Raw genomic sequence first — 24150 nt, 5'->3', positions numbered from 1 at the left:
CTCGCAGGCCCGCGCCGGGAGTCAGACGGTTCGCAGCGCCCGGTCGAGGTCGGCCCACAGGTCGTCGACGTGCTCGATGCCGACCGAGAGGCGCAGCAGGTTGGGCGGCACCTGCTCGGACTCGGAGGGATGGCGACGCCGCCGCTCGACCTGGGACTCGACGCCGCCGAGGCTCGTCGAGTGCAGCCACAGCCGCGTCGCGCGGCACACCCGCTCGGCGGCCTCTGCGTCGCCGGCCACGTCGATCGACAGGATCGCGCCGACCCCGGGGTAGCGCACCCGCTCGACGCCGGGGTGGTCGCCGAGGCGACGGGCGAGCTCGGCTGCGGAGGCGCTCGCCCGCTCGAAGCGCACCGACAGCGTGCGCAGCCCGCGCAGGGCGAGGAACACCTCGAGGGGGCCGGCGATCGCGCCGTGCAGCGTGCGGTGCCGCATCAGGCGCTCGCCGATGGACCGGCCGCGCTCGTTGTCGGCGACCACGGTGGCGCCGAGCACGACGTCGCTGTGGCCCGAGAGGTACTTGGTCACCGAGTGGACGACGACGTCGGCGCCGAGCGAGAGCGGGCGGCAGAGCAGCGGAGTCGAAAGGGTGTTGTCGACGACGCTCGTCACGCCCAGCTCACGCGCCCGGCCCAGCACGACGTCGAGCTCCGTGACGTCCATCAGGGGGTTCGTCGGCGACTCCACCCAGAGCAGGTCTGCCGACTCCAGCGCGGCGAGGAAGCCGGCGGTGTCGGTGGCGTGGACGCGTACGACCGTGCCGCCGGCCTTCTCGTGGGCGGTGAGCAGGTCGCCGGTGCCGTTGTAGGTGGTGTCGGGTGCCACGACGGTGCCCCCGTGGGGCAGCAGCGAGAGCGCGGCCGAGATGGCGCCCATCCCGGACGCGTGCACGAGCGCGCGGCCACCCTCGAGACCGCCGAGCGCCTCCTCGAAGGCGTTCCACGTCGGGTTGCCGGAGCGGGCGTAGTTGACGTCACCGTCAGCGGCATACGTCGACGTCAGCTCCACCGGCACGTTCGCCGAGGACCCGGGGGAGCGATCGGGTCGTCCGGCCGCGACGACGAAGGTCTCGACGTGCAGGTGCTGCGGATCCGCATCGGTGGCCACGCGTTCAGCGTACGAGGGGGCCTCTTGGGGTCGGGATAGAGTCTCGTCTGATGACCACGGACCAGCCCCAGCCCGAGCAGCAGAGCCGCCCCCGCGTCGCCATCGTCTTCGGAGGTCGCTCGTCGGAGCACGCCGTCTCGTGCGCGACCGCGGCCGGCGTGCTGCGCGCCATCGACCGCAGCAAGTACGACGTCGTGCCCATCGGCATCTCCCGCGACGGCCAGTGGGTGCTCGCGGCCGACGACCCCAGCCGGTTCGAGCTGACCGCGGGCCGCACGCCCGAGGTCGAGGCGAGTCCCGCGCACGTCGTGCTGCCGCTGTCGACGCGCGAGACGTCGCTCACGGTGCTCGAGTCGGGTCAGCCGCCCCGCGAGCTCGGCCAGGTCGACGTCGTCTTCCCCCTGCTGCACGGCCCGTTCGGCGAGGACGGCACGCTCCAGGGCTTCCTCGACCTCTCCGACGTCCGCTACGTGGGCTCCGGCGTGTTCGCCTCTGCCGCCGGCATGGACAAGCACTACATGAAGGTGGTCTTCGCGGGGCACGGCCTCCCGGTCGGGCCGTATGCCGTCGTCACCGACCGCGCCTGGCGCTCCGACAAGGCGGCCGCGATGGATGCCTGCGCCGGCCTGGCCTACCCGCTGTTCGTCAAGCCCGCACGCGCCGGGTCGTCGATGGGAATCACCCGTGTCGACCACCCCGCCGACCTCGAGGCGGCCATCGAGGTCGCCCGTGAGCACGACCCCAAGGTGATCGTCGAGGCCGGCATCGCCGGCCGCGAGATCGAGTGCGCCGTGCTCGAGGGCCACGGCACGTCCGGTCCGCGCACGTCGGAGGTCGGCGAGATCCAGGTCCACGACAACCACGCCTTCTACGACTTCGAGGCGAAGTACCTCGCCGAGGCGGACGTCGACCTCAGCTGCCCCGCCAACGTGCCCGAGGAGATCTCCAAGGAGGTGCAGCGCCTCGCCGCTGAGGCCTTCGAGTCGCTCGGTTGCGAGGGGCTCGCGCGCGTCGACTGCTTCTACACCGACGACGGCCGCGTCATCATCAACGAGATCAACACGATGCCCGGCTTCACGCCGACGTCGATGTACCCGCGGATGTGGGCGGCCTCGGGCCTCGCCTATCCCGACCTGATCGACGAGCTGCTCTCGCTCGCCCTCGAGCGGCGCACCGGCCTGCGCTGAGCCAGTCCCGTCGGGAACTGCGCACTCGACCGGCGAGGGACCGGCAGGTCTCCATGGAGTGCCCACTTGCCGGCGTCGGGAACTGCGCACTCGACCAAAGGGCAGGTCGCGTGCCCACTCTGCCGACGGCATACGGGCTCAGCTGCAGTGGCGGCCTGTCTCGGGGAGGGTCTTGGCCACGGTGGTGAACGCGGGGAGCAGGAGCGGCACCGCGCCGTAGGCGCCCGGGGCGAGCACCTCGATCGACGGGTCGCGTCCGTACGTCGTGGCCGCGGACCCGTCACTGAGCGGCCGCACCACCCAGTCGACGCCGTCGACGGTGACGCAGTCGTCGGTGGTGGGACCGAGGGGGTCCAGCCCACAGCGGGCGATGATCGCCGGGTCACCCCAGGCAGCGACCGAGCGGTCGTCGGGCTGGGTCGCGACCCGGGCGTGGCCGCTGACGTCGGCCGGCCACGCCGCCGACGCGCAGGCCGGCGCGGAGGCCTGCGGTGCCAGGGCCACCTCGGGCGAGCGGTTGCAGGCGGACAGCACGACGGCGGCGCCCAGGAGCGCCGCCGTCGTCGCGAACCGGTGTCTGGTCAGGAGGTCGGACCTCAGACGTGCACGACCGTGCAGGTGAGCGTGCGCGTGATGCCCGGGACGTCCTGGAGCTTGGCGATGACGAGCCGGCCGAGGTCGTCGACGTTGGACGCCTCGACCCGGGCGATGACGTCGTAGGGGCCGGTGACGTCCTCGGCGAGGGTCACGCCCGAGATGCCGGCGATCTGCTCCGCCACGCTCGCGGCCTTGCCGACCTCGGTCTGAATCAGGATGTACGCCTGGACCACCTGTCACCTCACTGTGTTGTCGATCGATGGACGGCCGCGACGGCGCGACGCCGGGAACGGCCGAGCTGAACGGCAGGCCTCAGTGTGACTGCGACCGTGCCCTGACGCTACCTTGCCATGGGGCCTCGCGTCCCATGGAAACCGGGCCTCCGAACGGCCGTCCACCGAAAGGTTGTGTGATCCGTGCCGAACGGGCAGCGGTCAGAGCGCGGGCCGATGATGACGGGCGGCACGCCGCTGCGATCCCTCGACGAGGACGAGCTGCTCGGACGGATCCTTCCGACCTTCCGCGCGACCGACGAGCTGCTCGTCGCGCCGGGTGACGACGCGGCCGTGCTGCGCACCTCGGAGCGCACCATCGCGACGACCGACACGGTCGTGCTCGGACGCGACTGGCTCGACGCGTGGTCGTCGGGTGCCGACGTCGGCCACAAGGTCATCGCGCAGAACCTCGCCGACGTCGCCGCGATGGGCGGCCGTCCGACGGGCGTCCTCATGACCCTCGTCGCCGACCCCGAGCTGTCGCTCGAGTGGGTGCTCGACCACGTTGCGGGTCTCGCCGCGGCGTGCGCCGACGCCGGCGTGGCGGTACTCGGAGGGGACCTGTCCTCGGCCCCTGCCGGCGTCGTGATGGTCTCGGTCACGGCTCTGGGCCGTCTCGACGGCGAGCCGGTGCTGCGGTCCGGGGCGCGCGACGGTGACGTGCTCGCGGTCTGCGGGTCGCTCGGCCTGGCCGACGCCGGGCTGCGCCTGCTGCGCGCCGACGCGGCCGACCGGATGCCCAGCGCGGTCGCCCACCAGAGGCGTCCCGAGCCGCCGCTCTGGGCGGGTCCCGAGGCCGCTGCCGCGGGCGCGACCTCGATGCTCGACCTCAGCGACGGGTTGCTGCGCGACGGCGGCCGCATCGCGCGCGCGAGCGGTGTCGTCATCGACGTCTCCGCCGCTGCCCTCGCTTCCGACGTGGCCACGCTGACTGATGCCCTCGGCGCGGAGGTGGCGCTCGACTGTGTCCTGGCGGGCGGCGAGGAGCACTCGCTGATCGCCACGTTCCCCGCGGGCGTGCTGCCGGACGGATGGCGCGCCGTCGGGACCGTCCGAGCGCCGGGGGAGGGGGAGCGGCCCGCGATCCTCGTCGACGGCCGGATGGTCAGCCACACGGGATGGGACCACTTCCGCGACGCCTAGCCTGCACGCGCGGAGGTATGCCGTCGCGCCGGGTCGCGACCGGTCACCTCGACCCGGTCTGGGGGCCGGGGCACGAAAAAGACCGGCCCCCGAGGGGACCGGCCTTCAGCGTTTGGTGAGGGACGTTCAGCGAACGACCTTGCCTGCCTTGAGGCAGGAGGTGCAGACGTTGAGTCGCTTCGGCGTCACACCGTCCACCAGCGTCCGAACGCGCTGGATGTTGGGGTTCCAGCGGCGCTTGGTGCGGCGGTGCGAGTGCGAGATGTTGTGACCGAAGCTCGGTCCCTTGCCGCAGACGTCGCAGTTGGCAGCCACGGGTATCTCCTGAAATTCGATGTTGACGAAGTGCTGAGCTCCACCGCTGAATCGAGGCCGACGCACGAGGGCGCGCGTCACCCCGAGGTGCACGGGGGGAACCGGTAAAGAGTAGCCGACGACTCGCCCGGACGACAAAACGGCGGCGACGCCCCGAACGGGGCCGGCCTGCGGTGCACCTACGACTGCACCTACGACTGAACCCACGACCTGAGCGAGGGCACCGTTCGGCCCCACCCTCACACGAACGTCCGTGCGGTGTCGACGAGCTGGACGGCATACGCGGAGCCGTGGGACGACGCGTGCGTGGCAAGGGGGTGCAGCTGGTGCAGCTCGATGAGTTCGCGCCAGCCGGGCGCGAGACCGGCCGCCTCCTCGTATGCCGCCCCGATGCGGTGCAGACCGGGGCAGCCGAAGAGGGCCAGCATCGCCAGGTCGGTCAGGCCGTGCCCACCGTGCGCGGCCGGGTCGATGAGGACGGCCGCGTCGGCCGTGAAGACCACGTTGCCGGACCAGAGGTCACCGTGGATCCGCGCGGGGGGCCGGTCGTCGTCGAAGTGGCCGGCCGCGAGTCGGTCGCACACCCGGTCGACCACTCGCGCCCCTGACGGGTCGAGGTGTCCGCGGTCCACCGCCCGGCGCACGAACGGCAGCACCCGCTGCTCCGCGTAGAACAGCCCCCACGTCGGCGTCGGCTCGTTCGACTGCGGCTGCCGTCCGATCCACGCGTCACCTGTCCACCCGGCCGGTGGGGACCCGAACGCGGGCGCTCCCGTGCCGTGTGTCACCGCCAGGCCGCGGCCGAGCGCCTCGGCGACCTCGAGGGTCGGCCGGCCCGGGTGCAGCCGGGCGAGGTCGATGTGGTCGGCACCGACCGCCCTCACGGGAACCACGCGGGCTCCGCCGAGGGGCTCGGCCTCCGCGAGCCAGCGAAGACCGGCGGCCTCGACCTCGTAGAAGCCGGCCGGGGCAGCGGTCCACGACTTGCGGTGGTGGGCGGTGGAGGCGCTCGACACAGCGCCCAACGTAGCCGTGCATGCGACCGTCCGGGCGAGGCGCTAGCCTGCCGAGCATCGGCGAGCCCGATTCCCCAGCACGACGAGCAGGAGGTCCGATGCCCGGCGACGCGCCGCCGCCCGACGGGCCGCTCACCGTGCTCGACCTGGTGGCCGTCCGTCGGTGGGCCGTCCTGACCCGCTCGCTCTTCGCCGCCCGGCGCGCCGAGATCGACGCGCTCAACGTGTTCCCCGTGCCCGACGGCGACACCGGCACCAACCTCTACCTCACGTTCGACGGCGCCGTGGAGCGCACGCTCGCCACCGCCGAGGTGACGTCGGCCGACGAGCTGCTCGCCGTCTTCGCGAAGCACCTGCTGTGGACCGCCCGCGGCAACTCCGGCGTCATCCTCAGCCAGCTCGCGCGCGGCCTCGCCGAGGGTTGCTCGGGGTCGGCCGAGATCGACGGCGCGTCGCTCGCCGAGGGGCTGCGGCACGCCGAGGCGCGAGCCCGGCAGGCCGTCACCGACCCCAAGGAGGGCACGATCCTGACCGTGGCCCGAGCCATGGCAGAGGCGGCGACGTCGGCTTCTGGACCTGAGGCGGCGACACCGCCGACCGCCCCGACGCTCTCGCCGGAGCGCCAGGCCGCCGCTGTCGGCGTGCACGTCGTCGCCCTCGCGGCCGTCGAGGCCGCGCGCGAGGCGCTCGAGCACACGCCTGAGCAGCTCGAGGTGCTGGCCCGGGCCGGCGTCGTCGACGCCGGCGGGGCCGGGCTGGTCGTGCTGCTCGAGTGCCTCGAACGGGTCTGCGCAGGTCAGCGGGCCCACGGCGAGGGCGAGGGAGAACGGCGTACGCGGCTACGGCCCGATGCGCCGAGCGCGGCGCTGAGTGCGGCGCTGAGTGCGGCGCGACCGACCGCGCAGGGCACGACGCCCGACGTCCCCGAGTTCGAGGTCATGTACCTCCTGCGCGACTCCGACGACGCCGCGGTCGACGTCCTGCGCGCCCGGCTGGTCGAGCTCGGCGACTCGGTGCTCGTCGTGGGCGGTGACGGTGAGTGGAACGTCCACGCGCACGTCGACGACGCCGGCGCCGCCGTCGAGGCCGGCATCGAGGCCGGCCGCCCGCACCGGGTCCGCATCACGGCCCTCACCGACGACCACGACCTCGGAGCCCGTGCTGCCCGCCACACCCGCGCCGAGGCCGCAGCCACGAGCAAGGGGGCCGGCACCGCCATCGTCGCCTGCGCCGCCGGCGCGGGGCTCGAGGGACTCTTCGAGGAGGCCGGAGCCGTCGTGGTGCGCTCGGGGCCCGGTCGTCGCGCCTCGACGGGCGGGCTCATCGACGCGATCCGCGAGCAGCACGCGCGCGGGGCTTCGGGCGTCGTCGTGCTGCCCAACGACGGCGACACGCTGCTGGCCGCCGCAGCCGCGGTCCGAGCGGCCGCCGACGAGGGCCTCGAGGCCCACCTCGTCCACGTGCGCACCGCCGTCCAGGGCATCGCCGCGCTCGCGGTCTTCGAGCCGACGGCGGCCGCGGCGGCCAACGTGCTCGCGATGCAGGCAGCGGCATCCGCGACCCGCCACGGGGCGGTCACGGTGGCCAACCGGGCCGCCCTCACGAGCGGAGGTCCGTGCGAGCCGGGCGACGTGCTCGGCGTCGTCGACGGCGACGTCGTCATCGTCGGCTCCGACGAGCTGGCGGTCGCCCGTGAGGTCGTGCACCGGCTGCTCGCGAGCGGGGGAGAGCTCGTCACCGTGGTGGCCGGCGTCGACGCCCCCGGTGGGCTGCTCGACGCGGTCACGGCCGAAGCGCGTTCGGCCCATCACGGCATCGAGGTGTGTCTCATCGAGGGCGGGCAGGCGGTCTACTCCGTGCTGCTCGGGGTGGAGTGACGCCGTGCCCGCGCTCACCGAGGACTCGCCGCTCACCAAGCTGCTCACCAAACCCGATGCCGCCCAGCTGGCGAAGACGAAGGGTCTGCAGAGCGTCGGCGACCTGTTCGAGTTCGCGCCGCGCCGCTACGTGCGGCCGGGCCAGCTCACCGACCTGTCGTCGCTGCACGTCGGCGAGGACGTCCTGGTCGTCGCCGAGGTCCGAAAGGCCACCACCCGGCCGATGCGCAACCGTCGCGGCAAGATGCTCACGGTCGTCATCGGAGACGACCACGGCAACGAGCTCGACGTGACCTTCTTCAGCGCCTTCGGCCACGAGAAGAAGCTGCTGCCGGGGGTTCGCGGACTCTTCGTGGGCCAGATCGGGGCCTATGGCCGGCGGCTCCAGCTCACCCATCCCGAGTACGAGCTCCTCGACGACGACGAGCAGGGTGAGGCGACCGTCGAGTGGTACCGGACCCACAGGGTGCCCGTCTACTCGACCACCGGAAAGCTCAACTCGCTCAAGCTGCGGCGCCTGATGCACCAGGCACTCGACTCGGTCGACCGGGTGCGCGAACCAGTTCCGGAAGACGTACGCGTTGCGCGCGGTCTGCTCGACCGGGCCGCCGCGCTCGAGCTCGTCCACCGGCCCTCGCTCGACGACAAGCCGTCCCTGGGGCTCGACCGACTCAAGTACGACGAGGCGTTCGTCCTGCAGACGATCCTCGCCCAGAGGCGCAAGGCGGCGGAGGCCGAGCTCGCGACGCCTCGCCTGCCCCGGCCCGGTGGCCTGCTCGCCGCCTTCGACGCACGGCTGCCGTTCGAGCTCACGGACGGGCAGCGAGAGGTCGGTGAGGTGCTCGCCGCCGAGCTCGCGTCCGAGCGGCCGATGCACCGCCTCCTGCAGGGTGAGGTCGGTTCGGGCAAGACGGTCGTGGCGCTGCGCGCGATGCTCGCGGCCATCGACGCCGGTGGTCAGGCCGCCCTGCTCGCCCCCACCGAAGTGCTCGCCGCGCAGCACCACCGGTCGATCGGGGCGATGCTCGGTGACCTCGCGCTCGGCGGCATGCTCGGGGGTGCCGACGACGGCACGACGGTGGCACTGCTCACCGGCAGCCAGGGCGCGGCCGCCCGGCGCAAGGCGCTGCTCGCCGCGGCGTCGGGCGAGGCCGGCATCGTCGTCGGCACCCACGCCCTCATCCAGAAGCACGTCCAGTTCGCCGACCTGGCCCTCGTCGTCGTCGACGAGCAGCACCGCTTCGGTGTCGAGCAGCGCGATGCCCTTCGTGAGAAGGGCCTGCGGCCACCGCACGTGCTCGTCATGACGGCGACGCCGATCCCGCGCACCGTCGCGATGACCGTCTTCGGTGACATGGAGACCTCCACTCTCCGCGAGCTGCCGAGGGGCAGGTCGCCGATCACGACGCACGTCGTCGACGCCGACAAGCCCGGCTGGGTCGACCGCACCTGGCAGCGGGTGGCCGAGGAGGTCGCCAAGGGACACCAGGCGTACGTCGTCTGTCCGCGCATCGGCGAGGTCGACGACGACGACACGACCGGCACGACCGGCACGACCGGCACGACCGGCACGACCGGCACGACCGGCACGGGTGCCGCCACCGACACCTCCGACGAGGACGCCGGCTGGGACGACTGGGACGACGACGAGGGTGCGAGTGCGGGCCCCGGCGCCGGGCCAGAGCGCGAGCTGACCGGCGTCTACGCGATGCTCAGCACGCTGCAGGCCACCGCAGCCCTCGACGGCGTGCGGCTCGGGGTGCTGCACGGGCAGCTCGACCCCGACGCCAAGGACGCCACGATGCGCGCCTTCGCGGCCGGCGAGATCGACGTCCTCGTCGCGACCACCGTCATCGAGGTCGGGGTCGACGTGCCCAACGCCTCGGTCATGGTCGTCGTCGACGCCGACCGCTTCGGCATCTCCCAGCTGCACCAGCTGCGCGGCCGCGTCGGCCGTGGCGCGGTGCCGGGCCTCTGCCTGCTGATGACGCGCGACCCGGGCGAGCGGGCCATCGAACGTCTCGACCAGGTCGCTGCGACCACTGACGGCTTCGAGCTGGCCCGGGCCGACCTGCTGCTGCGCCGCGAGGGCGACGTGCTCGGTGCCCGGCAGAGCGGGCGAGCGAGCTCGGTGCGCCACCTGCGCCTCGGACGCCTCGAGGACGAGCAGATCATCGCCGACGCGCGTGAGGATGCCTTCGCGCTGGTCGCCGACGACCCCGGCCTGCGCACGCACCCGGCCCTCGCGGCGGCCGTCGCCATGCGCCTCGACGAGGAGCAGGCGGCATGGCTCGAGCGGGGCTGACGTGACGCGCATCATCAGCGGGGCCGCCGGTGGCCGGCGCCTGCAGACCCCGCCCGGCTCCTCGACGCGGCCCACGTCCGACCGTGTCCGCGAGGCCCTCTTCAGCCGGCTCGAGCACCGGGGTCTGCTCGAGGGCACCAACGTTCTCGACCTCTACGCCGGGTCCGGGGCGCTCGGGCTCGAGGCCGCCAGCCGGGGCGCGGGCCTCGTGCTGCTCGTCGAGTCGCACAAGGCGGCTGCCAAGGTCATCCGCGCCAACATCGGCGCCGTCGGCCACGACGGGGTGCGCCTCCTCGCCGAGACGGTCGAGAGGGCCTTGGCGGCCGGTCCGCCCGGCGGTGTCCGCATGGACCTCGTCCTGCTCGACCCGCCCTACGACGTCACGGAGGAGTCGCTCGCCGCCGTGCTCGAGGCCCTGGTCGAGCGGCACTGGCTCGCGCCCGACGCCTTCGTCGTCGTCGAGCGGTCGTCGAGGTCGCCGCAACCGAGCTGGCCCGACGGCCTGGAGCTGTCGGGGGAGAAGCGCTACGGCGAGACAGCCGTGTGGTTCGCCGAGCCGCCGCCGACGGATGTCGTGGCGTGAAGGCACCCACGACGTATGCCGACGGTAGGTTGGGCGCGTGACGAGCGAAGCGCGCCGCTGTGTCTGCCCCGGGTCCTACGACCCCATCACGAACGGCCACGTCGACGTGGTGACGCGGGCCAGTGGGCTCTTCGACGAGGTCGTCGTCGCGATCCTGCACAACCCCGGCAAGCAGGGCACGTTCAGCGTCGAGGAGCGGACCGTGCTCATCGAGGAGAGCCTCGGCCACCTGCCCAACGTGCGGGTGGGCGCCTGGGCGGGCACCCTCGTCGTCGACGTCTGCCGCGAGGTGGGGGCCGACAGCATGGTCAAGGGGCTCCGCGGCGGCACCGACTTCGCCTACGAGCTGCCGATGGCCCACATGAACCACCACCTCACCGGGGTCGAGACGCTCTTCATCGCCGCCGAACCCACGCTCCAGCACGTCTCAAGCTCGCTCATCAAGGAGGTCGTCCGCTACGGCGGCGACGTCAGCGGGATGGTGCCCGAGGTCGTGCTGGCCGCCCTCCGCGACAAACTCGGCTGATTTGGGCGCACGGCGCCCCTCTAGTAGCCTTGGAGGTCGGTCCACGTCCGTCTTGGCGCGGGCCGAACCCTCTACTGTGCGCAGGAGCCATGGACCGTCCCGATCCCCGTTCTCCTCTGGTGCTCGACACCAGGGAGCTCAACAGGCGACCGGGAACGATGCAGGAGCTCTCGCGCACGGTGACGTTGCCCGACGACCTCGGAACCGACGTCATCTCGATCAAGGCCGGCGAGCCGGTCCAGGTCGAGGTGCGACTCGAGTCCGTCGTCGAAGGAGTCCTCGTCACGGGTTCGGTCGACGCCAGGGCGACCGGCGCCTGCGTGCGGTGCCTGGATCCTGTCGAGCTCGATGTCGACGGGAGCTTCCAGGAGCTGTTCGCCTACGCCGACCGGGCGGCGCACCACCACGAGGTGGGAGCCGACTCGGACGAGGACGAGGTGCACGAGCTGGTCGGTGACCTCATCGACCTCGAGCCCGTGCTCCGGGACGCTGTCGTGCCTGCGCTGCCGTTCCAACCGGTGTGCCGGCAGGACTGCCCGGGGTTGTGTTCCGAGTGTGGGATGCACCTCGCGGAGGACCCGGACCATCATCATGAACTGATCGACCCGAGGTGGTCGTCCCTCAGCGGACTGCTGGCGGACGACCCGCAAGAGAAGAGGAACTGACGTGGCTGTCCCGAAGCGGAAGATGTCGCGCTCCAACACCCGTTCGCGTCGCGCGAACTGGAAGGCAACGCCGACCACGCTGACCACGTGCCCCCAGTGCGGTGCGGCTGCCCAGCCGCACATCGCGTGCCCCTCGTGCGGCACGTACAAGGGCCGTCACTACGCCGTCGCCGAGCGCACCGAGCACCAGGCCTGAGCACCCCGTGAGCAGCCCCGTGAACGGCCTTGGGTCTGGGGGTGTTCCGATGGTGCCGCAGCGGCCCGTCGATGCTCTGATCGCCCACCTCCACGAGGTGGTCGGCCAGGACATCGACGAGCCGCTGCTCCTGCGTGCCCTGACGCACCGGTCGTACGCCTACGAGAACGGCGGCCTGCCCAACAACGAGCGCCTGGAGTTCCTCGGCGACTCGGTGCTGGGTGTCGTCGTCACCGAGACCCTCTACCGCGAGCACCCCGACCTCGCCGAGGGACAGCTCGCCAAGCTGCGGGCCGCCGTCGTCAACATGCGGGCCCTCGCCGAGGTCGCGCGCACCTTCCAGCTCGGCGAGTACGTCATGCTCGGCAAGGGCGAGGAGGCGACCGGCGGGCGTGACAAGGCCTCGATCCTGGCCGACACGCTCGAGGCCCTCATCGGCACGGTCTTCCTCTCGACCGACATCAACGACGCGGCGCGGTTCGTGCACCACCACTTCGACCCGCTCATCGAAGAGGCCGCCACCCTCGGTGCCGGCCTCGACTGGAAGACGAGCCTGCAGGAGATGGCTGCCGGCTCCGCCCTCGGGTCACCCGAGTACCGCGTCGGCGAGCAGGGGCCCGACCACGAGAAGGAGTTCCACGCCCGCGTCGTCGTGGGCGAGGAGGTCCTGGGTGAGGGCCGCGGACGCTCCAAGAAGGAAGCCGAGCAGAAGGCGGCCAAGCAGGCCTGGCACACGCTCGACGGACGCCGCACGGCACCTGAGTCGACCGCACCGGCCACCGCGCAGGTCGCGGGCCCGACCGGGTCCTGAGCCGCGGGTGCCCGAGCTCCCCGAGGTGGAGGTCGTTCGGCGCGGCCTCGAGGACCACGTCGTCGGACGCCACGTCACGCGTGCCCGGATCACCGGCGTACGCGTCGCGAGGCGCCACGACGCCGGACCCGAGGACCTCGCGGCCCGACTGCACGACGTCACGGTCACGGCAGCCTCTCGGCGCGGCAAGTACCTCTGGCTTGCGCTCGACGGCGAGGACGCTCTGATCGTGCACCTCGGCATGAGCGGCCAGATGCTCGTCGAGCCGGCCGACGCGCCGCTCGAGAAGCACTGCCACGCCCAGCTCGACTTCGCCGACGACGGGCCGCAGCTGCGGTTCGTCGACCAGCGCACGTTCGGGGGGCTGGCGCTCTCGCCGCTGCAGACCGACGGCATCCCCGAGTCCGTGGCGCACATCGCTCCAGACCCCTTCGAGGCCGTCTACGACCAGCCCGCCGTGGTGCGCCGGATGAAGCAACGCGACAGCGCCGTCAAGCGGGCCCTGCTCGACCAGTCCCTCGTCTCCGGCATCGGCAACATCTACGCCGACGAGGCGCTCTGGCGCGCGAAGCTGCACGGCGAGCGGATCTGCTCGACCCTCACGAAGCCGACGCTCTCGCGTCTGCTCGATCACGCCCGCGACGTCATGGCAGAGGCGCTCGGCCAGGGCGGCACGAGCTTCGACTCCCTCTACGTCAACGTCAACGGGGCGAGCGGCTACTTCGACCGGTCACTGCACGCGTACGGCCGTGCGGGAACACCGTGCGACCGGTGCGGCACGATCATGCGCCGCGAACACTTCATGAACCGCTCGTCCTTCTCGTGCCCCGTCTGCCAGCCGCGCCCGCGACGCCGAAGCCCGTCCTGACCGCTGGGCGGTGGACGGGCCTCGGAGGTGCTGCGGTGAAACGGTCAGTGACCGCCCTGCCTGCGCTTCGGAGCGGGTCGCGTCGGGTCGTCGTCGGGCGGCTCGATGTGCTCCGGGACGACGATCGGCTTCAGCCGCGCCCAGGCGACGAAGGCCGCGCTGACGACGAGCAGCGCGATGCCGGCATACAGGTTGGCGTTGATGCCACCGGTCTTGTCGAGGGACTTCTCGCCGAAGAGCCCCATCAGGGTGAGGATGAGGCCGTACAGGCCGAGCAGGGCGCCGATGAAGTTGCGGATGTCGAACGCGCCGGCGGTGTGCCGGCCGTCCGCTGCTCCGGCGGAGGTGGTCTTGTCGCTCATGTCGATGCTCCTGTCAGAACAAGAAGTTGAGGACGAGGACGAGGACGAGCGAGATGCCCGCCAGGGGGATCGTGCGCCGGAACCACGGGAGCCGGTGCTCCTCAGGGTCGACGAGGTCCTCCCTGGGCGTCTCGCTGTAGACGAGGCCCCGCAGCTCGGAGGCCGGCTTGGGCTGGGTCGCCAGCGAGACGACGACGCTCAGCACGATGTCGACGACGAAGGCCGCCGAGGCCGCGACGAAGGCCGCACCCTGACCCTCGAGCGGGATCACCCCGCGACTCAGGCTGCCGAAGGCGTCCTTGCTGAGGAAGGCGACGAGCACCGCCGACAGGGTGCCGGCCGACAGGCCGGCCCAGCCGGCCGTCGGTGTCATGCGCTTCCAGAACATGCCGAGGATGAACGTCGCGAACAGGGGTGCGTTGAAGAAGCCGAAGAGCGTCTGGAGGTAGTCCATGACGTTGCTGAACGAGCTCGCGACGATGGCCGTGAAGATGGCGATGACGGTGGCCCCGACGGTGGCCAGGCGACCGATGCGCAGGTAGTAGTCGTCGCTGTGGTCCTTGCGGATGTAGCGCTGCCACAGGTCGTAGCTGAAGACCGTGTTGAAGGCCGAGATGTTGGCCGCCATGCCGGCCATGAACGCGGCGAGCAGACCCGCGATGGCGACGCCGAGCAGACCGTTGGGCAGCACGTCGCGCATCAGCAGCAGCAGCGAGTCGTTGTACTTGACGCCCTCACCGGACGCGCCACCCGGTGGGGTGCCGCCGGCCTTGAGCTCGCCGATCTCCTTGACGAGCACTGCGGCGATCATGCCGGGCAGGATCACGATGAAGGGCACGAACATCTTCGGGAACGACCCGATGATCGGGGTCTTGCGTGCCGCGGAGATCGAGTGGGAGGCCATGGCGCGCTGGACCTCGACGAAGTTCGTCGTCCAGTAGCCGAAGGAGAGCACGAAGCCCAGACCGAAGACGATTCCGACGACGGACCAGAACGGCGACGTGAACCCGGACAGCGCCTCGCCGGGCCAGGAGTGCAGCTGCTGGTCGGCCGACGGCACCTTCGCCGCCGCCGCGGCGGGGGAGGAGGCGAACTCGGTGATCTTGTCCTTGAGGCCCTGGTAGCCCCCGACGCGGTGCAGACCGATGAGCGTCAGCGGGAGCAGCGCGGCCACGATGACGAAGAACTGCAGCACCTCGTTGTAGATCGCCGCCGAGAGGCCGCCGAGCGTGATGTAGGACAGCACGATCGCGGCCGCCACGAGCAGCGCCACCCAGAGCGGCCAGCCGAGCAGGGCGTGCACGATCGAGCCGAGCAGGTAGAGGTTGACGCCCGCGATGAGCAGCTGCGCGAGGGCGAAGCTGAGCGCGTTGACGAGGTGGGCCCCGGTGCCGAAGCGGCGGAACATGAACTCGGGGACCGAGCGCACCTTCGAGCCGTAGTAGAACGGCATCATCACGACGCCGAGGAAGAGCATGGCGGGGATGGCGCCGACCCAGAAGTAGTGGACCGTCGAGATGCCGAGCTCGGCGCCGTTGGCCGACATGCCCATGATCTCGACCGCACCGAGGTTCGCCGAGATGAACGCGAGACCCGTGACCCAGGCAGGCAGTGAGCGGCCCGAGAGGAAGAAGTCGATCGAGTCGGAGACCGCCCGCCGGGCCATCACCCCGATGCCCAGCACGAAGACGAAGTAGAGCGCGATGATCAGGTAGTCGACGGCGTTGGCGCTGATGAGGGTGTCCGCTGTGGGCAGACCCGCCAGTGCTTGCATGCGATCAGTCCCTTCGTTGGGCGTCGATTCACGCTAGCGCAGTGGGGTGCGCCGGGCGCGTCAGGACGATCGGGTGTCGACCGGCCTCGAGATGAGCCGCTTGAGCGGGACCGTGGAGTCAGCCGCAGCGTCGGCCGCGATCGTCATACCCTTCTCGAGCGCCCTCTTCACGGCGAGGTAGTCGGCGCTGCTCCCGACCGACTCGACCGCCAGCAGCAGGCCGTTCCGGTAGCTGAGCACCGAGAAGCGTTCTGCCGCAACGTCTCCGCGCACCACCTCGTGGTCGGCGCCCTGGGGAAGCCCGGCCATCTGCAGTCTCAGGTCTGCCTGGTCGCTCCAGAACCACGGCACCGCGGCGTATGCCGTGGGTTGGCCCGCCAGCGTCGCCGCGGCAGCGCGCGCCTGGTCGGTCGCGTGCGGCACGCTCTCGAGCCTGGTCGGTCCGGGCAGCCCTCTGCCGAAGGGGTTCGGGCCCACGGCGCAGTCGCCGGCAGCCACGGTGAGCCCGTCCGAGGTGCGGGCGTGCTCGTCGACGACGATCCCCGCCGGGTCGACGGCCAGGCCGAGCTGGTCGGCCAGCTCGGTGCGGGGCACCGCTCCGATGCCGACGACGACCACGTCGGCCCGCAGCTCCGTGCCGTCGGCGAGTGTCACGCCGGTGACCCGGCCGCCCCGACCCGTCAGCCGAACCACGTTGGCGCCCAGCAGGATGCGCGTCCCGCGGCGCTCGTGGGCCTCGCGCACGAAGTCCGACAGCGTCGCGGTGACCGCTCGACCGAGCACCCGTTCGGCGGCCTCGACCACGGTCACGGAGGCGCCCTCGGCCCGCGCATCGGCGGCCACCTCCAGACCGATGAAGCCGCCACCGATGACCACGACGTGGCCGGCGGTGCGCAGCTCGGGGGCCAGACGGTCCGCGTCGGCGAGCGTGCGCACCGAGTGCAGCCCCTCGAGCTGCGCCCCTTCGACGGGCAGCGACCGGTTGGCCGCCCCGGTCGTCAGGGCGAGACGCGTGAAGTCCACCCGACGGCCGGCGGACGTGACGGCGCGGCCCCCGGTCGGGCCGCGCTCGATGTCGACGACGGCTTCCCCCGTGAGCAGCTCGACTCCGTGCTCGGCGAACCAGCCGCTGTCGCGGAAGTGCAGGGATGCCCGGTCGTGCTCGCCGCGCAGGTACGTCTTCGACAGCGGTGGTCGCTCGTAGGGCGACTCGGGCTCGTCCCCGACCAGGACGACGGGCTGGTCGTCGCCGAGCTCGCGCAGGGCGGTGACGAGGGAGATGCCGGCCTGCCCGGCGCCGACGACGAGGGTCGGACCCACGAGCGCCTCGCCCGGCTCGGTCTGCTCGGCTGCCACGTGCCCCACCCTAGGGTGGCTGGCATGACCTGGTCCCCCACGCACCCCGAGACCGTCTTCACGTACGGCGCCCCGCAGCTGAAGTTCGGAGCCGGTGCCGCCGACGAGATCGGCCACGACCTCGGAGCGCTCGGCGCGACACGCGTGCTCGTCGTCACCGATGCGGGGGTGCTCGCGACGGGTTGGCCCGACCGCGTGGCCGAGGCCATCCGCGAGAGCGGGCTCGAGGCCGTGGTGCACGACTCCGCACACGTCGAACCGACCGATGCGAGCCTTGCCGCGGCGATCGAGCGGGCGCACGCCGACGGCCCCTTCGACGGGTTCGTCGCCGTCGGTGGCGGGTCGGCCATCGACACCGCCAAGGCCGTCGACCTGCTCCTCACCAACGGCGGCGAGCTCATGGACTACGTCAACGTGCCGGTCGGTGGGGGTCGCGCGCCGACCCGCCCTCTCGCCCCCCTCGTCGCCGTGCCGACGACGACCGGCACGGGCGCCGAGAGCACCACGATCTGCGTCCTCGACGTGCTCGACCTCAAGGTCAAGACCGGCATCAGCCACGTGCGCCTGCGCCCGGCGCTCGCCGTCGTCGACCCGAGACTCACAGCGAGCCAGCCCGCCGGCGTCACCGCGAGTGCCGGGATGGACATCCTGTGCCACGCCCTCGAGAGCTGGACGGCACGACCCTTCTCCAGCTACGACCGCAAGCAGCCCGCCGACCGGGTGCCCTACTGCGGCAGCAACCCCATCTCGGACCTCTGGGCCGAACGCTCGATGTCCTTGCTGGCCAAGGCATTCCGTCGGGCTGTGCGTGACGGGTCAGACGAGTCCGCCCGGGGCGACATGGCTCTCGCCGCGACCTTCGCCGGGCTGGGCTTCGGCAACGCGGGTGTCCACGTGCCGCACGCCAACGCGTACCCCGTCGCCGGCCGCGTACGCGACTTCCATCCCGACGGCTACCCCGCTGACGAGCCGATGGTGCCGCACGGCATGGCTGTCGCGCTCACCGCGCCGGAGGCCTTCCGCTGGACGTTCGAGGCCGACCCCGAGCGGCACCTGGCCGCAGCGCGGCTGCTCGACCCTGACGTCTTCGACAGCGGGTCAGGCCGGTCGGCCGCACCACGTGACGTGCTGCCGGGGGTGCTCGTCGACCTGATGCGCGACATCGGCATGCCCAACGGGCTGTCCGCCGTCGGCTACGGCCCGGGCGACGTCTCCGACCTCGTCGAGGGCTCGCTGCGTCAGCAACGCCTGCTCGCGACAGCGCCCCGCGAGGTCGATCCTGACGCGCTCGCCGGCATCATCAGCCGGTCCATGCGGCTCTGGGACTGACCTTCCGGCGCGAGCGGGTCACGGCGGCATACAGTGCCGTCTGTGACGACGACCGAGCCCACGCACCTGCCCCTGCCCCTCGAGTCCGACTGGCTCGACTGGGTCGGCGCCCGCGGCGAGCAGCAGCTCGCGCTGGCCCGATCGCTCGTCGACGGCCTGCGTGCCGCCCCGCCGAAGGAGCCCCTCGAGGTGCTCCGGGTCTGGAACGAGGCGCAGACCGCACTGTCGAACGCCGGCTCGGTCGGGTCGCTCTTCTCCGAGGTGCACCCCGACAAGCAGGTGCGTGACCGCGCCGAGTCCGTGGCGCAGGAGGTGCAGAAGCTCGACACCGACCTGGGGCTCGACACCGAGCTGTACGCCGTGCTCGCGGGCCTCGACGGCAGCAGCCTTGACGCGGACGCCGCGCGAGTGCTCGAGCGCACGCTGCGCGACTTCCGCCGTTCCGGCGTCGACCGCGACGAAGCCACCCGCGACCGCCTGCGCGAGCTGAGCGAGCGTGCCATCCTGCTGAGCCAGGAGTTCAGCAAGAACATCCGCGAGGACGTCCGCAGCATCAGGGTCACCCCCGAGCAGCTCGCCGGCATGCCTGCCGACTGGGTCGAGGCGCACCCCGTCGGCGACGACGGCCTCGTCACGGTCACGACGGACTACCCCGACGTCGTGCCGTTCCGCACCTTCGCCCACGACGCCGACGCCCGCCGTGAGCTCGTCACCGCGTTCCTGACGATCGCCTGGCCCGACAACGACCGGGTGCTCCAGGACATCTTCGCGGTGCGCCGTGAGCACGCCTCGCTGCTCGGCTACGAGTCGTGGGCCGACTACGACGCCGAGGTCAAGATGATCGGCAACGGCAAGGCGATCGGCGAGTTCATCGACCGCATCACCGAGCTGTCGACCGCCAGTGCCGAGCGTGACAAGGCCGTGCTCCTCGGACGCCTGCGCCAGGACCGGCCCGACGCCACCGACATCGACGGCGCCGACACGAGCTACTACGCGGAGCTCGTCCGCAAGGAGCAGCTGGCCGTCGATGCCCAGCGGGTGCGCACCTACTTCACCTTCGAGGCCGTGCGCCAGGGCCTGCTCGACGTCACCGGCCGCCTCTTCGGCCTCGACTGGACCCCCGTGCCTCGCGAGGACGCCCGCACCTGGCACGAGGAGGTGGCGACCTACGACGTGTCGTTCCAGGGCGAACGCCTCGGCCGCATCCACCTCGACCTGCACCCGCGCGACGGCAAGTACAAGCACGCGGCGCAGTTCGACCTCGCCCGCGGGGTCAACGGCACCCAGCTCGCCGAGGGCGTCCTGGTGTGCAACTTCAACCGGGGCCTCATGGAGCACGACGAGGTCGTCACCCTCTTCCACGAGTTCGGCCACCTCGTCCACCACGTGCTGGCGGGACGCACGGACTGGGTGCGGTTCTCGGGGGTCGCGACGGAGTGGGACTTCGTCGAGGCACCGAGCCAGATGCTCGAGGAGTGGGCCTGGGACGCCGACGTGCTCGCGACGTTCGCGCGCAACGCCGATGGCGAGACGATCCCCGCAGACCTCGTCGAGGCGATGCGCCGGGCCGACGACTTCGGCAAGGGCTACGACGCACGCACGCAGATGTTCTACGCCGCACTGTCCTACGACTTCCACGTCAACCAGACGGACGACCTGACGGCACGGCTGCGCGAGCTGATGGCCAGGTACTCCGTGTTCCCGTACCTGTCGGGCACCCACATGCAGTGCCACTTCGGGCACCTCGACGGCTACAGCTCGGCGTACTACACCTACATGTGGTCGCTCGTCATCGCCAAGGACATGTTCTCGGCGTTCGACCGCGGTGACCTCTTCGACCCCGAGGTCGCCGGCGCCTACCGCGACAAGGTGCTCGCCCAGGGTGGGCGGCGCGACGCCGCCGACCTCGTCGAGGACTTCCTCGGTCGCCCCTACACCTTCGACGCGTATGCCGCCTGGCTCGCCGAGTGATCGCGTGGTCGTCGCGGCGCTGACGACCTACCCCGTGAAGTCGTTCGCCGGCGTCGAGGTCGACGAGGCACGCGTCGAGGAGGTCGGGCTCCAGGGCGACCGGCGCTGGGCCGTGGTCGACCTCGACGGCAACCAGGTGACGGCGCGCGAGGAGCATGCCCTGCTCGGGCTGCGCGCCGAGCCTGCGGGCGACGGCATACGACTTCTCGCCCCGGGCGCGACGACGCTCGACGTCGTGGCACCCCGCGACGCGCCACCGGTCGCGGTGTCGTTCTCGGGTCAGGACCGTGCACGGCCTGCGGGTGCCGAAGCCGACGCCTGGTTGTCGGACCGCATCGGCCGCCCCCTGCGCCTCGTGTGGCAGGACGACGAGACGCGTCGTCCGGTGCGGCCCGAGATGGGCGGCCGGGACGGTGACCGCAACTCACTGTCCGATGCCGCCCCGCTGCACGTCACGTCGGAGTCGTCGCTGGGCCGCCTGAACGACTGGCTGCTGGAGACGGCGACGGATCGCGGCGAGCAGCCGGCCCCGTCGCTCGGTCACGACCGGTGGCGGCCGAACGTCGTCGTCGCGGGTGGCGAGCCGTTCGCCGAGGACACCTGGGGCTCGGTGCGCATCGGTGACGTGCCGTTCCGGGCCACGATGATCTGCGACCGCTGCGTCATGACGACGATCGACCGCACCGACCTGCGCAGCGCCAAGGAGCCGATCCGCACCCTGGCCCGGCACCGCAGGTGGGACGGTGCGACCTGGTTCGGCATCCGGCTGACGCCGGTCCTCCCGCTCGCAGGCGCGGCCACCGTCCGCGTCGGCGATCCCGTCGTCGCCTGCTGACCCATCGCGGGCCGGGCCCGCCGCCGGGTGTCAGGTGAGTCGGGCCAGCACCTCGCGCAGGTCCACGACTGCGGCCGCCTCCTCCGGGCTCAGCGCTGCGAGGGAGGTACCGGCGAGGCGTCGGTAGACGGCGGCCATGCCCTCGAAGAGCTCGACCGACGTGCCGGCGCGGCCCTGGGTGCGGGCGATGTGCTCCATCTCGGCGACGAATCGGGCACTCTTCGCCGTGGCGACCGCGATGCGACGGCCGGCCCCCTCGACCTGCCGCGGGAACTCCTCGCTGAGGTCGTCGAGCACGACGTCGAGGACGCCGAGCGCAGCCGCCGACTGCAGCGCCTGCGCCCAGATCGCCGTCGTCCCCTTGTAGACCGAGGCGGTGCACATCTTCACTGCCGACGCCTGGCCGACCTCCGGCCCGACGACCCGACGTCGAAGGCCCTCGGCCGGGAGCGAGGCAATCCGGTCGGCACCGGCTCCTGACAGGTAGAGCATGGTGTCACCGTCGGGTGACGGAGGGCCGCCGCTGACCGACCCGTCGACGAGGGTGAGGCCGGCGGCCGACGACGTGGACGCGAGGGCCTCGACGAGGTCAGGAGCCAGGGCGTTGGCCTCGAGGACCACGGGGGAGGAGCCGGCGCGACGAGCCGAGGCGATGATGTCCGCGAGCACGTCGTCGGCCGCCGACGGCGGGCAGATGCTGACCACGACGTCACTCGAGGACACCACTTCGTCGAGGTCGGCCAGCAGCTCGAGACCGTGGGCCAGCCCGCGGGTGCGCTCGCTGCGGCCCGTGACGGTGGCCACGACCCGGTTGCCGGCCCTGGCCCAGGCCCGGCCCAGCGCGCTGCCCATGGCGCCGGGGGACACTATGCCGACGGTGGCCGTGCCGCCTCCTGAAGTGGCACCGGTGCTGCCGCTCGTCCGGGTGGCGGTCGCGTCGCCCGTCACGGGATGGGGAGCTCCTCGAGCACGACCTTCTTGCCCGTGCTGCGCTGCGAGAGGTCGGCCATGGCCTGGCGCACCGTCTTCGAGAACAGGTGAGCGCCCTTGATCGTCGGGTGCACCCGGTCGGACTGCACCTGCTCCGGGTGGGCCCTGATCGCGTCGGCCCAGTCGGCGACGACGACGTTCGGGCGGTTGCGGGCCACGACCTCGAGCGTCGCGTTGTCGGTGTCGATGCGGGCGAAGGGGCCCATGACGTTGACGAGGACGACCATGCGTCTGGGTCCGAGTGCGTCGAGCACCTTGTTGACGGCGTCCTCGTCGACACCGGCGTTGGTGCCGAACGCGAGCACCACCGCGCGCCGGTTGGCATCTCCCCGCGCGGTGACCTCGGTGAGGCCGTCGGACCAGCGCCGGTTGGACTTGGCGTCGATGCGGATGCCGGGGAAGTAGTAGCGCAGCGCCTGCAGGCTGCCGACCATGATCGAGTCGCCGTACGCATCGATCTCGGGCCCGGCGGGCATCGTGAACGAGGCGTTGGTGGCCGTGGCACCACCCATGGCCGGTGGGGCCTGTGCGGACGATGGCGCCGAGGCAGCTGCCGCGCCCGGCTGCGCGGTCGCTCCCGCCGTCGGCGCGCCGACGGGATCGGTGGGGTCGGCAGCGGCCTCGTTGGCCGCGAGCATGCGTGCCGTCTCGCTCATGTCGGGGGCGGTGAGCACGATGACGGCGGTGACCACGGCCACCACCGCCACGATGCCTGCGACGACCTGCTTGCCGCGGCGGGTCAGCGAGGTCGCCCTCTCGCGCAGGCTGGTTGCGACGCCACGGAAGCCGAGCGAGCGGAACGGCGCCTCGACGAAGCGATAGGTCAGGTCGGCGAGCGCCAGGGTGACGAGCACGCACCAGATGCGCGTCAGCAGGTGCGACAGCGTGCCCGGCGCCGACGGGTTGTCGAGGGCGACGAGCAGGATGACCGGCCAGTGCCAGAGGTAGATGGAGTACGACCGGGCCCCCACCCACGCGGCCGCGGGATGGCGGACGACGCGCTGGAGCGTGGTGACCCCGTCGGGTCGCCGTTCGATGACGCCCATCACGAGCACCGCAGTGGCGACCGTGGCGACGGCGATGCCGCCGCGGAAGGTGAGTGACGACTGCTCGTCGAGCAGGGCCATCTGCGCGAGCAGCACGACGCCGGCCAGCGGGACGGCATACCGGCCCGTGCGACCCCAGCGGGAAGGGGCCACCCACATCGCCAGCTGCGGGCTGGCCCACGCGAAGGCCAGGGCGGCGCCGGCCATCAGGCCCATGACGTGGGTGTCGGTGCCGTAGTAGACGCGCGTCGCGTCGGTGCCCGGCGTGAAGAGCAGACCCATCAGCAGGGTCGAGGCCGCGCCGATGGTGAGGGCCGCTCCGACGCGGATGCGGCTCGACACCGCCAGTAGGGCCAGGGTCACGAGCGGCCAAGCGAGGTAGAACTGCTCCTCGACGGCGAGGGACCAGAAGTTCATGAACAGCTGCGGCGCGGTCTGGTCGAAGTAGCTGGTGCCGGCCGTGACCTCGATCCAGTTCGTCGAGAAGGTGAGCGCCCCGACCATCTGGCGGCCCACGTCGACGAGGAGGTCCTGGCTGACGAGGCGGGCGATGAGCACGCTCGTCAGGACGCACAGGACCAACGCGGGAAGCAGCCGGCGGGCTCGGCGCACCCAGAACTGGCTCAGGGCGATGCGGCCGGTGCGGTGGTGCTCGCGCACCAGCAGCGTGGTGATGAGGAAGCCGGACACGACGAAGAAGACGTCGACGCCGAGGAAGCCGCCCGGAAGCCACGAGGCGTTGAGGTGGTAGACGAGCACTCCCGCGATGGCGAGGGCGCGGAGGCCGTCGAGACCCTCGATGCGGGCGGGTCGAGCACGCCCTGAGGGAGGGGTCGCCCCCTTGGCCGTGTCGGCGGTCTGACCCGTGCCAGCCGCCCGAGAAATCGCCGACGCCGTCACGTCGCTCCTTCCGTGGGCCCCGGTGAGCGGACTCACCGTTGTGCCTGCCGAGAGCATAGTTACGCACGGGGCTGACGTTGCGGCGCCACGCGGCAGTTGTCGGGGTGCGTCGCGCC

Annotated in this window: 23 protein-coding genes; 13 read left to right on the top strand and 10 right to left on the bottom strand. The window is 72.0% G+C overall.

Annotation, left to right across the window (positions count from 1 at the left end; all coding sequences use genetic code 11):
* Positions 1-21 precede the first annotated feature (21 nt).
* Positions 22-1107: a trans-sulfuration enzyme family protein gene (locus tag AB4091_RS10470; RefSeq protein WP_442291686.1), complete on the bottom strand. Its 1086-nt coding sequence runs from the start codon at positions 1105-1107 to the stop codon at positions 22-24.
* A 50-nt stretch (positions 1108-1157) separates the two neighbouring features.
* Here AB4091_RS10470 and AB4091_RS10465 point away from each other — a divergent pair, with 50 nt between their 5' ends.
* Positions 1158-2294 carry a D-alanine--D-alanine ligase family protein gene (locus AB4091_RS10465; protein WP_442291685.1) on the top strand — a complete coding sequence of 379 codons (1137 nt, stop codon included), beginning with the start codon at positions 1158-1160 and terminating at the stop codon, positions 2292-2294.
* Positions 2295-2432: 138 nt separating this feature from the next.
* Here AB4091_RS10465 and AB4091_RS10460 read toward each other — a convergent pair whose 3' ends face one another.
* Both AB4091_RS10460 and AB4091_RS10455 read right to left on the bottom strand, forming a co-directional pair.
* Complete coding sequence (locus tag AB4091_RS10460) at positions 2433-2828, bottom strand: hypothetical protein (protein WP_442291684.1); 396 nt, start codon at positions 2826-2828, stop codon at positions 2433-2435.
* Between the two features lie 62 nt (positions 2829-2890).
* Complete coding sequence (locus tag AB4091_RS10455) at positions 2891-3124, bottom strand: Lrp/AsnC family transcriptional regulator (RefSeq protein ID WP_030146698.1); 234 nt, start codon at positions 3122-3124, stop codon at positions 2891-2893.
* Positions 3125-3340: 216 nt separating this feature from the next.
* Between AB4091_RS10455 and thiL the strand changes: the two genes are divergently transcribed.
* The gene (gene thiL / locus AB4091_RS10450) at positions 3341-4309 is read left to right on the top strand and encodes a thiamine-phosphate kinase (RefSeq protein ID WP_442291941.1); all 969 of its coding nucleotides are present in this window, start codon (positions 3341-3343) and stop codon (positions 4307-4309) included.
* Between the two features lie 126 nt (positions 4310-4435).
* Here the strand turns inward: thiL and rpmB are convergent, their stop codons facing one another.
* Positions 4436-4624 carry a 50S ribosomal protein L28 gene (rpmB, locus tag AB4091_RS10445; protein ID WP_020142801.1) on the bottom strand — a complete coding sequence of 63 codons (189 nt, stop codon included), beginning with the start codon at positions 4622-4624 and terminating at the stop codon, positions 4436-4438.
* A gap of 239 nt (positions 4625-4863) precedes the next feature.
* Positions 4864-5649, bottom strand: a complete 786-nt coding sequence (locus AB4091_RS10440; RefSeq protein WP_442291683.1) for a fructosamine kinase family protein — start codon at positions 5647-5649, stop codon at positions 4864-4866.
* 89 nt (positions 5650-5738) lie between these two features.
* Between AB4091_RS10440 and AB4091_RS10435 the strand changes: the two genes are divergently transcribed.
* The 8 genes from AB4091_RS10435 to mutM all read left to right on the top strand — a co-directional run bounded on the left by AB4091_RS10435 (position 5739) and on the right by mutM (position 13471).
* Positions 5739-7517 carry a DAK2 domain-containing protein gene (locus tag AB4091_RS10435; RefSeq protein WP_442291682.1) on the top strand — a complete coding sequence of 593 codons (1779 nt, stop codon included), beginning with the start codon at positions 5739-5741 and terminating at the stop codon, positions 7515-7517.
* A 4-nt stretch (positions 7518-7521) separates the two neighbouring features.
* The gene (locus AB4091_RS10430; protein ID WP_442291681.1) at positions 7522-9822 is read left to right on the top strand and encodes an ATP-dependent DNA helicase RecG; all 2301 of its coding nucleotides are present in this window, start codon (positions 7522-7524) and stop codon (positions 9820-9822) included.
* Between the two features lies 1 nt (position 9823).
* A complete protein-coding gene (gene rsmD / locus AB4091_RS10425; RefSeq protein ID WP_442291680.1) occupies positions 9824-10405 on the top strand; it encodes a 16S rRNA (guanine(966)-N(2))-methyltransferase RsmD in 582 nt (193 codons plus the stop codon).
* Positions 10406-10442: 37 nt separating this feature from the next.
* Positions 10443-10931: a pantetheine-phosphate adenylyltransferase gene (gene coaD / locus AB4091_RS10420; protein ID WP_442291679.1), complete on the top strand. Its 489-nt coding sequence runs from the start codon at positions 10443-10445 to the stop codon at positions 10929-10931.
* Positions 10932-11020: 89 nt separating this feature from the next.
* Positions 11021-11596 carry a YceD family protein gene (locus AB4091_RS10415; protein WP_442291678.1) on the top strand — a complete coding sequence of 192 codons (576 nt, stop codon included), beginning with the start codon at positions 11021-11023 and terminating at the stop codon, positions 11594-11596.
* Between the two features lies 1 nt (position 11597).
* Complete coding sequence (gene rpmF / locus AB4091_RS10410) at positions 11598-11792, top strand: 50S ribosomal protein L32 (protein ID WP_045191645.1); 195 nt, start codon at positions 11598-11600, stop codon at positions 11790-11792.
* Between the two features lie 49 nt (positions 11793-11841).
* On the top strand, positions 11842-12603 hold the full coding sequence (rnc, locus tag AB4091_RS10405; protein ID WP_442291677.1) for a ribonuclease III: 762 nt from the start codon (positions 11842-11844) through the stop codon (positions 12601-12603).
* A 7-nt stretch (positions 12604-12610) separates the two neighbouring features.
* Positions 12611-13471 (top strand): bifunctional DNA-formamidopyrimidine glycosylase/DNA-(apurinic or apyrimidinic site) lyase, encoded by an 861-nt coding sequence (gene mutM, locus AB4091_RS10400; protein WP_442291676.1) that lies wholly within the window; start codon positions 12611-12613, stop codon positions 13469-13471.
* A 44-nt stretch (positions 13472-13515) separates the two neighbouring features.
* Here mutM and AB4091_RS10395 read toward each other — a convergent pair whose 3' ends face one another.
* From AB4091_RS10395 to AB4091_RS10385, 3 genes are read right to left on the bottom strand one after another with little or no spacing between them, the layout of a single operon-like run.
* Positions 13516-13833 (bottom strand): hypothetical protein, encoded by a 318-nt coding sequence (locus AB4091_RS10395; protein WP_442291675.1) that lies wholly within the window; start codon positions 13831-13833, stop codon positions 13516-13518.
* 13 nt (positions 13834-13846) lie between these two features.
* A complete protein-coding gene (locus AB4091_RS10390) occupies positions 13847-15607 on the bottom strand; it encodes a sodium:solute symporter family protein (protein ID WP_442291674.1) in 1761 nt (586 codons plus the stop codon).
* Between the two features lie 60 nt (positions 15608-15667).
* Positions 15668-16963 carry an NAD(P)/FAD-dependent oxidoreductase gene (locus tag AB4091_RS10385; protein ID WP_442291673.1) on the bottom strand — a complete coding sequence of 432 codons (1296 nt, stop codon included), beginning with the start codon at positions 16961-16963 and terminating at the stop codon, positions 15668-15670.
* A 24-nt stretch (positions 16964-16987) separates the two neighbouring features.
* On the opposite strand from AB4091_RS10385, the gene AB4091_RS10380 reads away from it, so the two are divergent.
* Genes AB4091_RS10380 through AB4091_RS10370 form a run of 3 tightly spaced genes read left to right on the top strand, consistent with a single transcriptional unit; the run spans position 16988 to position 21098 of the window.
* The gene (locus AB4091_RS10380) at positions 16988-18292 is read left to right on the top strand and encodes a hydroxyacid-oxoacid transhydrogenase (RefSeq protein WP_442291672.1); all 1305 of its coding nucleotides are present in this window, start codon (positions 16988-16990) and stop codon (positions 18290-18292) included.
* Positions 18293-18334: 42 nt separating this feature from the next.
* Positions 18335-20263 carry a M3 family metallopeptidase gene (locus AB4091_RS10375; RefSeq protein ID WP_442291671.1) on the top strand — a complete coding sequence of 643 codons (1929 nt, stop codon included), beginning with the start codon at positions 18335-18337 and terminating at the stop codon, positions 20261-20263.
* Positions 20264-20267: 4 nt separating this feature from the next.
* The gene (locus AB4091_RS10370) at positions 20268-21098 is read left to right on the top strand and encodes an MOSC domain-containing protein (RefSeq protein ID WP_442291670.1); all 831 of its coding nucleotides are present in this window, start codon (positions 20268-20270) and stop codon (positions 21096-21098) included.
* A gap of 30 nt (positions 21099-21128) precedes the next feature.
* Here the strand turns inward: AB4091_RS10370 and AB4091_RS10365 are convergent, their stop codons facing one another.
* Complete coding sequence (locus tag AB4091_RS10365; RefSeq protein WP_442291669.1) at positions 21129-22046, bottom strand: DUF1932 domain-containing protein; 918 nt, start codon at positions 22044-22046, stop codon at positions 21129-21131.
* Positions 22043-24034: an acyltransferase family protein gene (locus AB4091_RS10360; RefSeq protein ID WP_442291668.1), complete on the bottom strand. Its 1992-nt coding sequence runs from the start codon at positions 24032-24034 to the stop codon at positions 22043-22045. The genes AB4091_RS10365 and AB4091_RS10360 overlap by 4 nt, the downstream gene beginning before the upstream one ends.
* Between the last annotated feature and the right edge of the window lie 116 nt (positions 24035-24150).

The organism is Terrabacter sp. 2RAF25, from assembly GCF_052115265.1.
GTDB lineage: Bacteria > Actinomycetota > Actinomycetes > Actinomycetales > Dermatophilaceae > Terrabacter.
Note: the sequence above shows the minus strand (reverse complement) of the source record. Positions and strands in the feature narration are given on the sequence as shown.

Excerpts from the sequence above, each read along its gene's own strand:
- AB4091_RS10465 (WP_442291685.1), top strand. The coding sequence starts at position 1,158 with ATGACCACGGACCAGCCCCAGCCCGAGCAGCAGAGCCGCCCCCGCGTC.
- thiL (WP_442291941.1), top strand. The coding sequence starts at position 3,341 with ATGATGACGGGCGGCACGCCGCTGCGATCCCTCGACGAGGACGAGCTG.
- AB4091_RS10435 (WP_442291682.1), top strand. The coding sequence starts at position 5,739 with ATGCCCGGCGACGCGCCGCCGCCCGACGGGCCGCTCACCGTGCTCGAC.
- AB4091_RS10415 (WP_442291678.1), top strand. The coding sequence starts at position 11,021 with ATGGACCGTCCCGATCCCCGTTCTCCTCTGGTGCTCGACACCAGGGAG.
- rnc (WP_442291677.1), top strand. The coding sequence starts at position 11,842 with ATGGTGCCGCAGCGGCCCGTCGATGCTCTGATCGCCCACCTCCACGAG.
- AB4091_RS10395 (WP_442291675.1), bottom strand. The coding sequence starts at position 13,833 with ATGAGCGACAAGACCACCTCCGCCGGAGCAGCGGACGGCCGGCACACC.
- AB4091_RS10390 (WP_442291674.1), bottom strand. The coding sequence starts at position 15,607 with ATGCAAGCACTGGCGGGTCTGCCCACAGCGGACACCCTCATCAGCGCC.
- AB4091_RS10380 (WP_442291672.1), top strand. The coding sequence starts at position 16,988 with ATGACCTGGTCCCCCACGCACCCCGAGACCGTCTTCACGTACGGCGCC.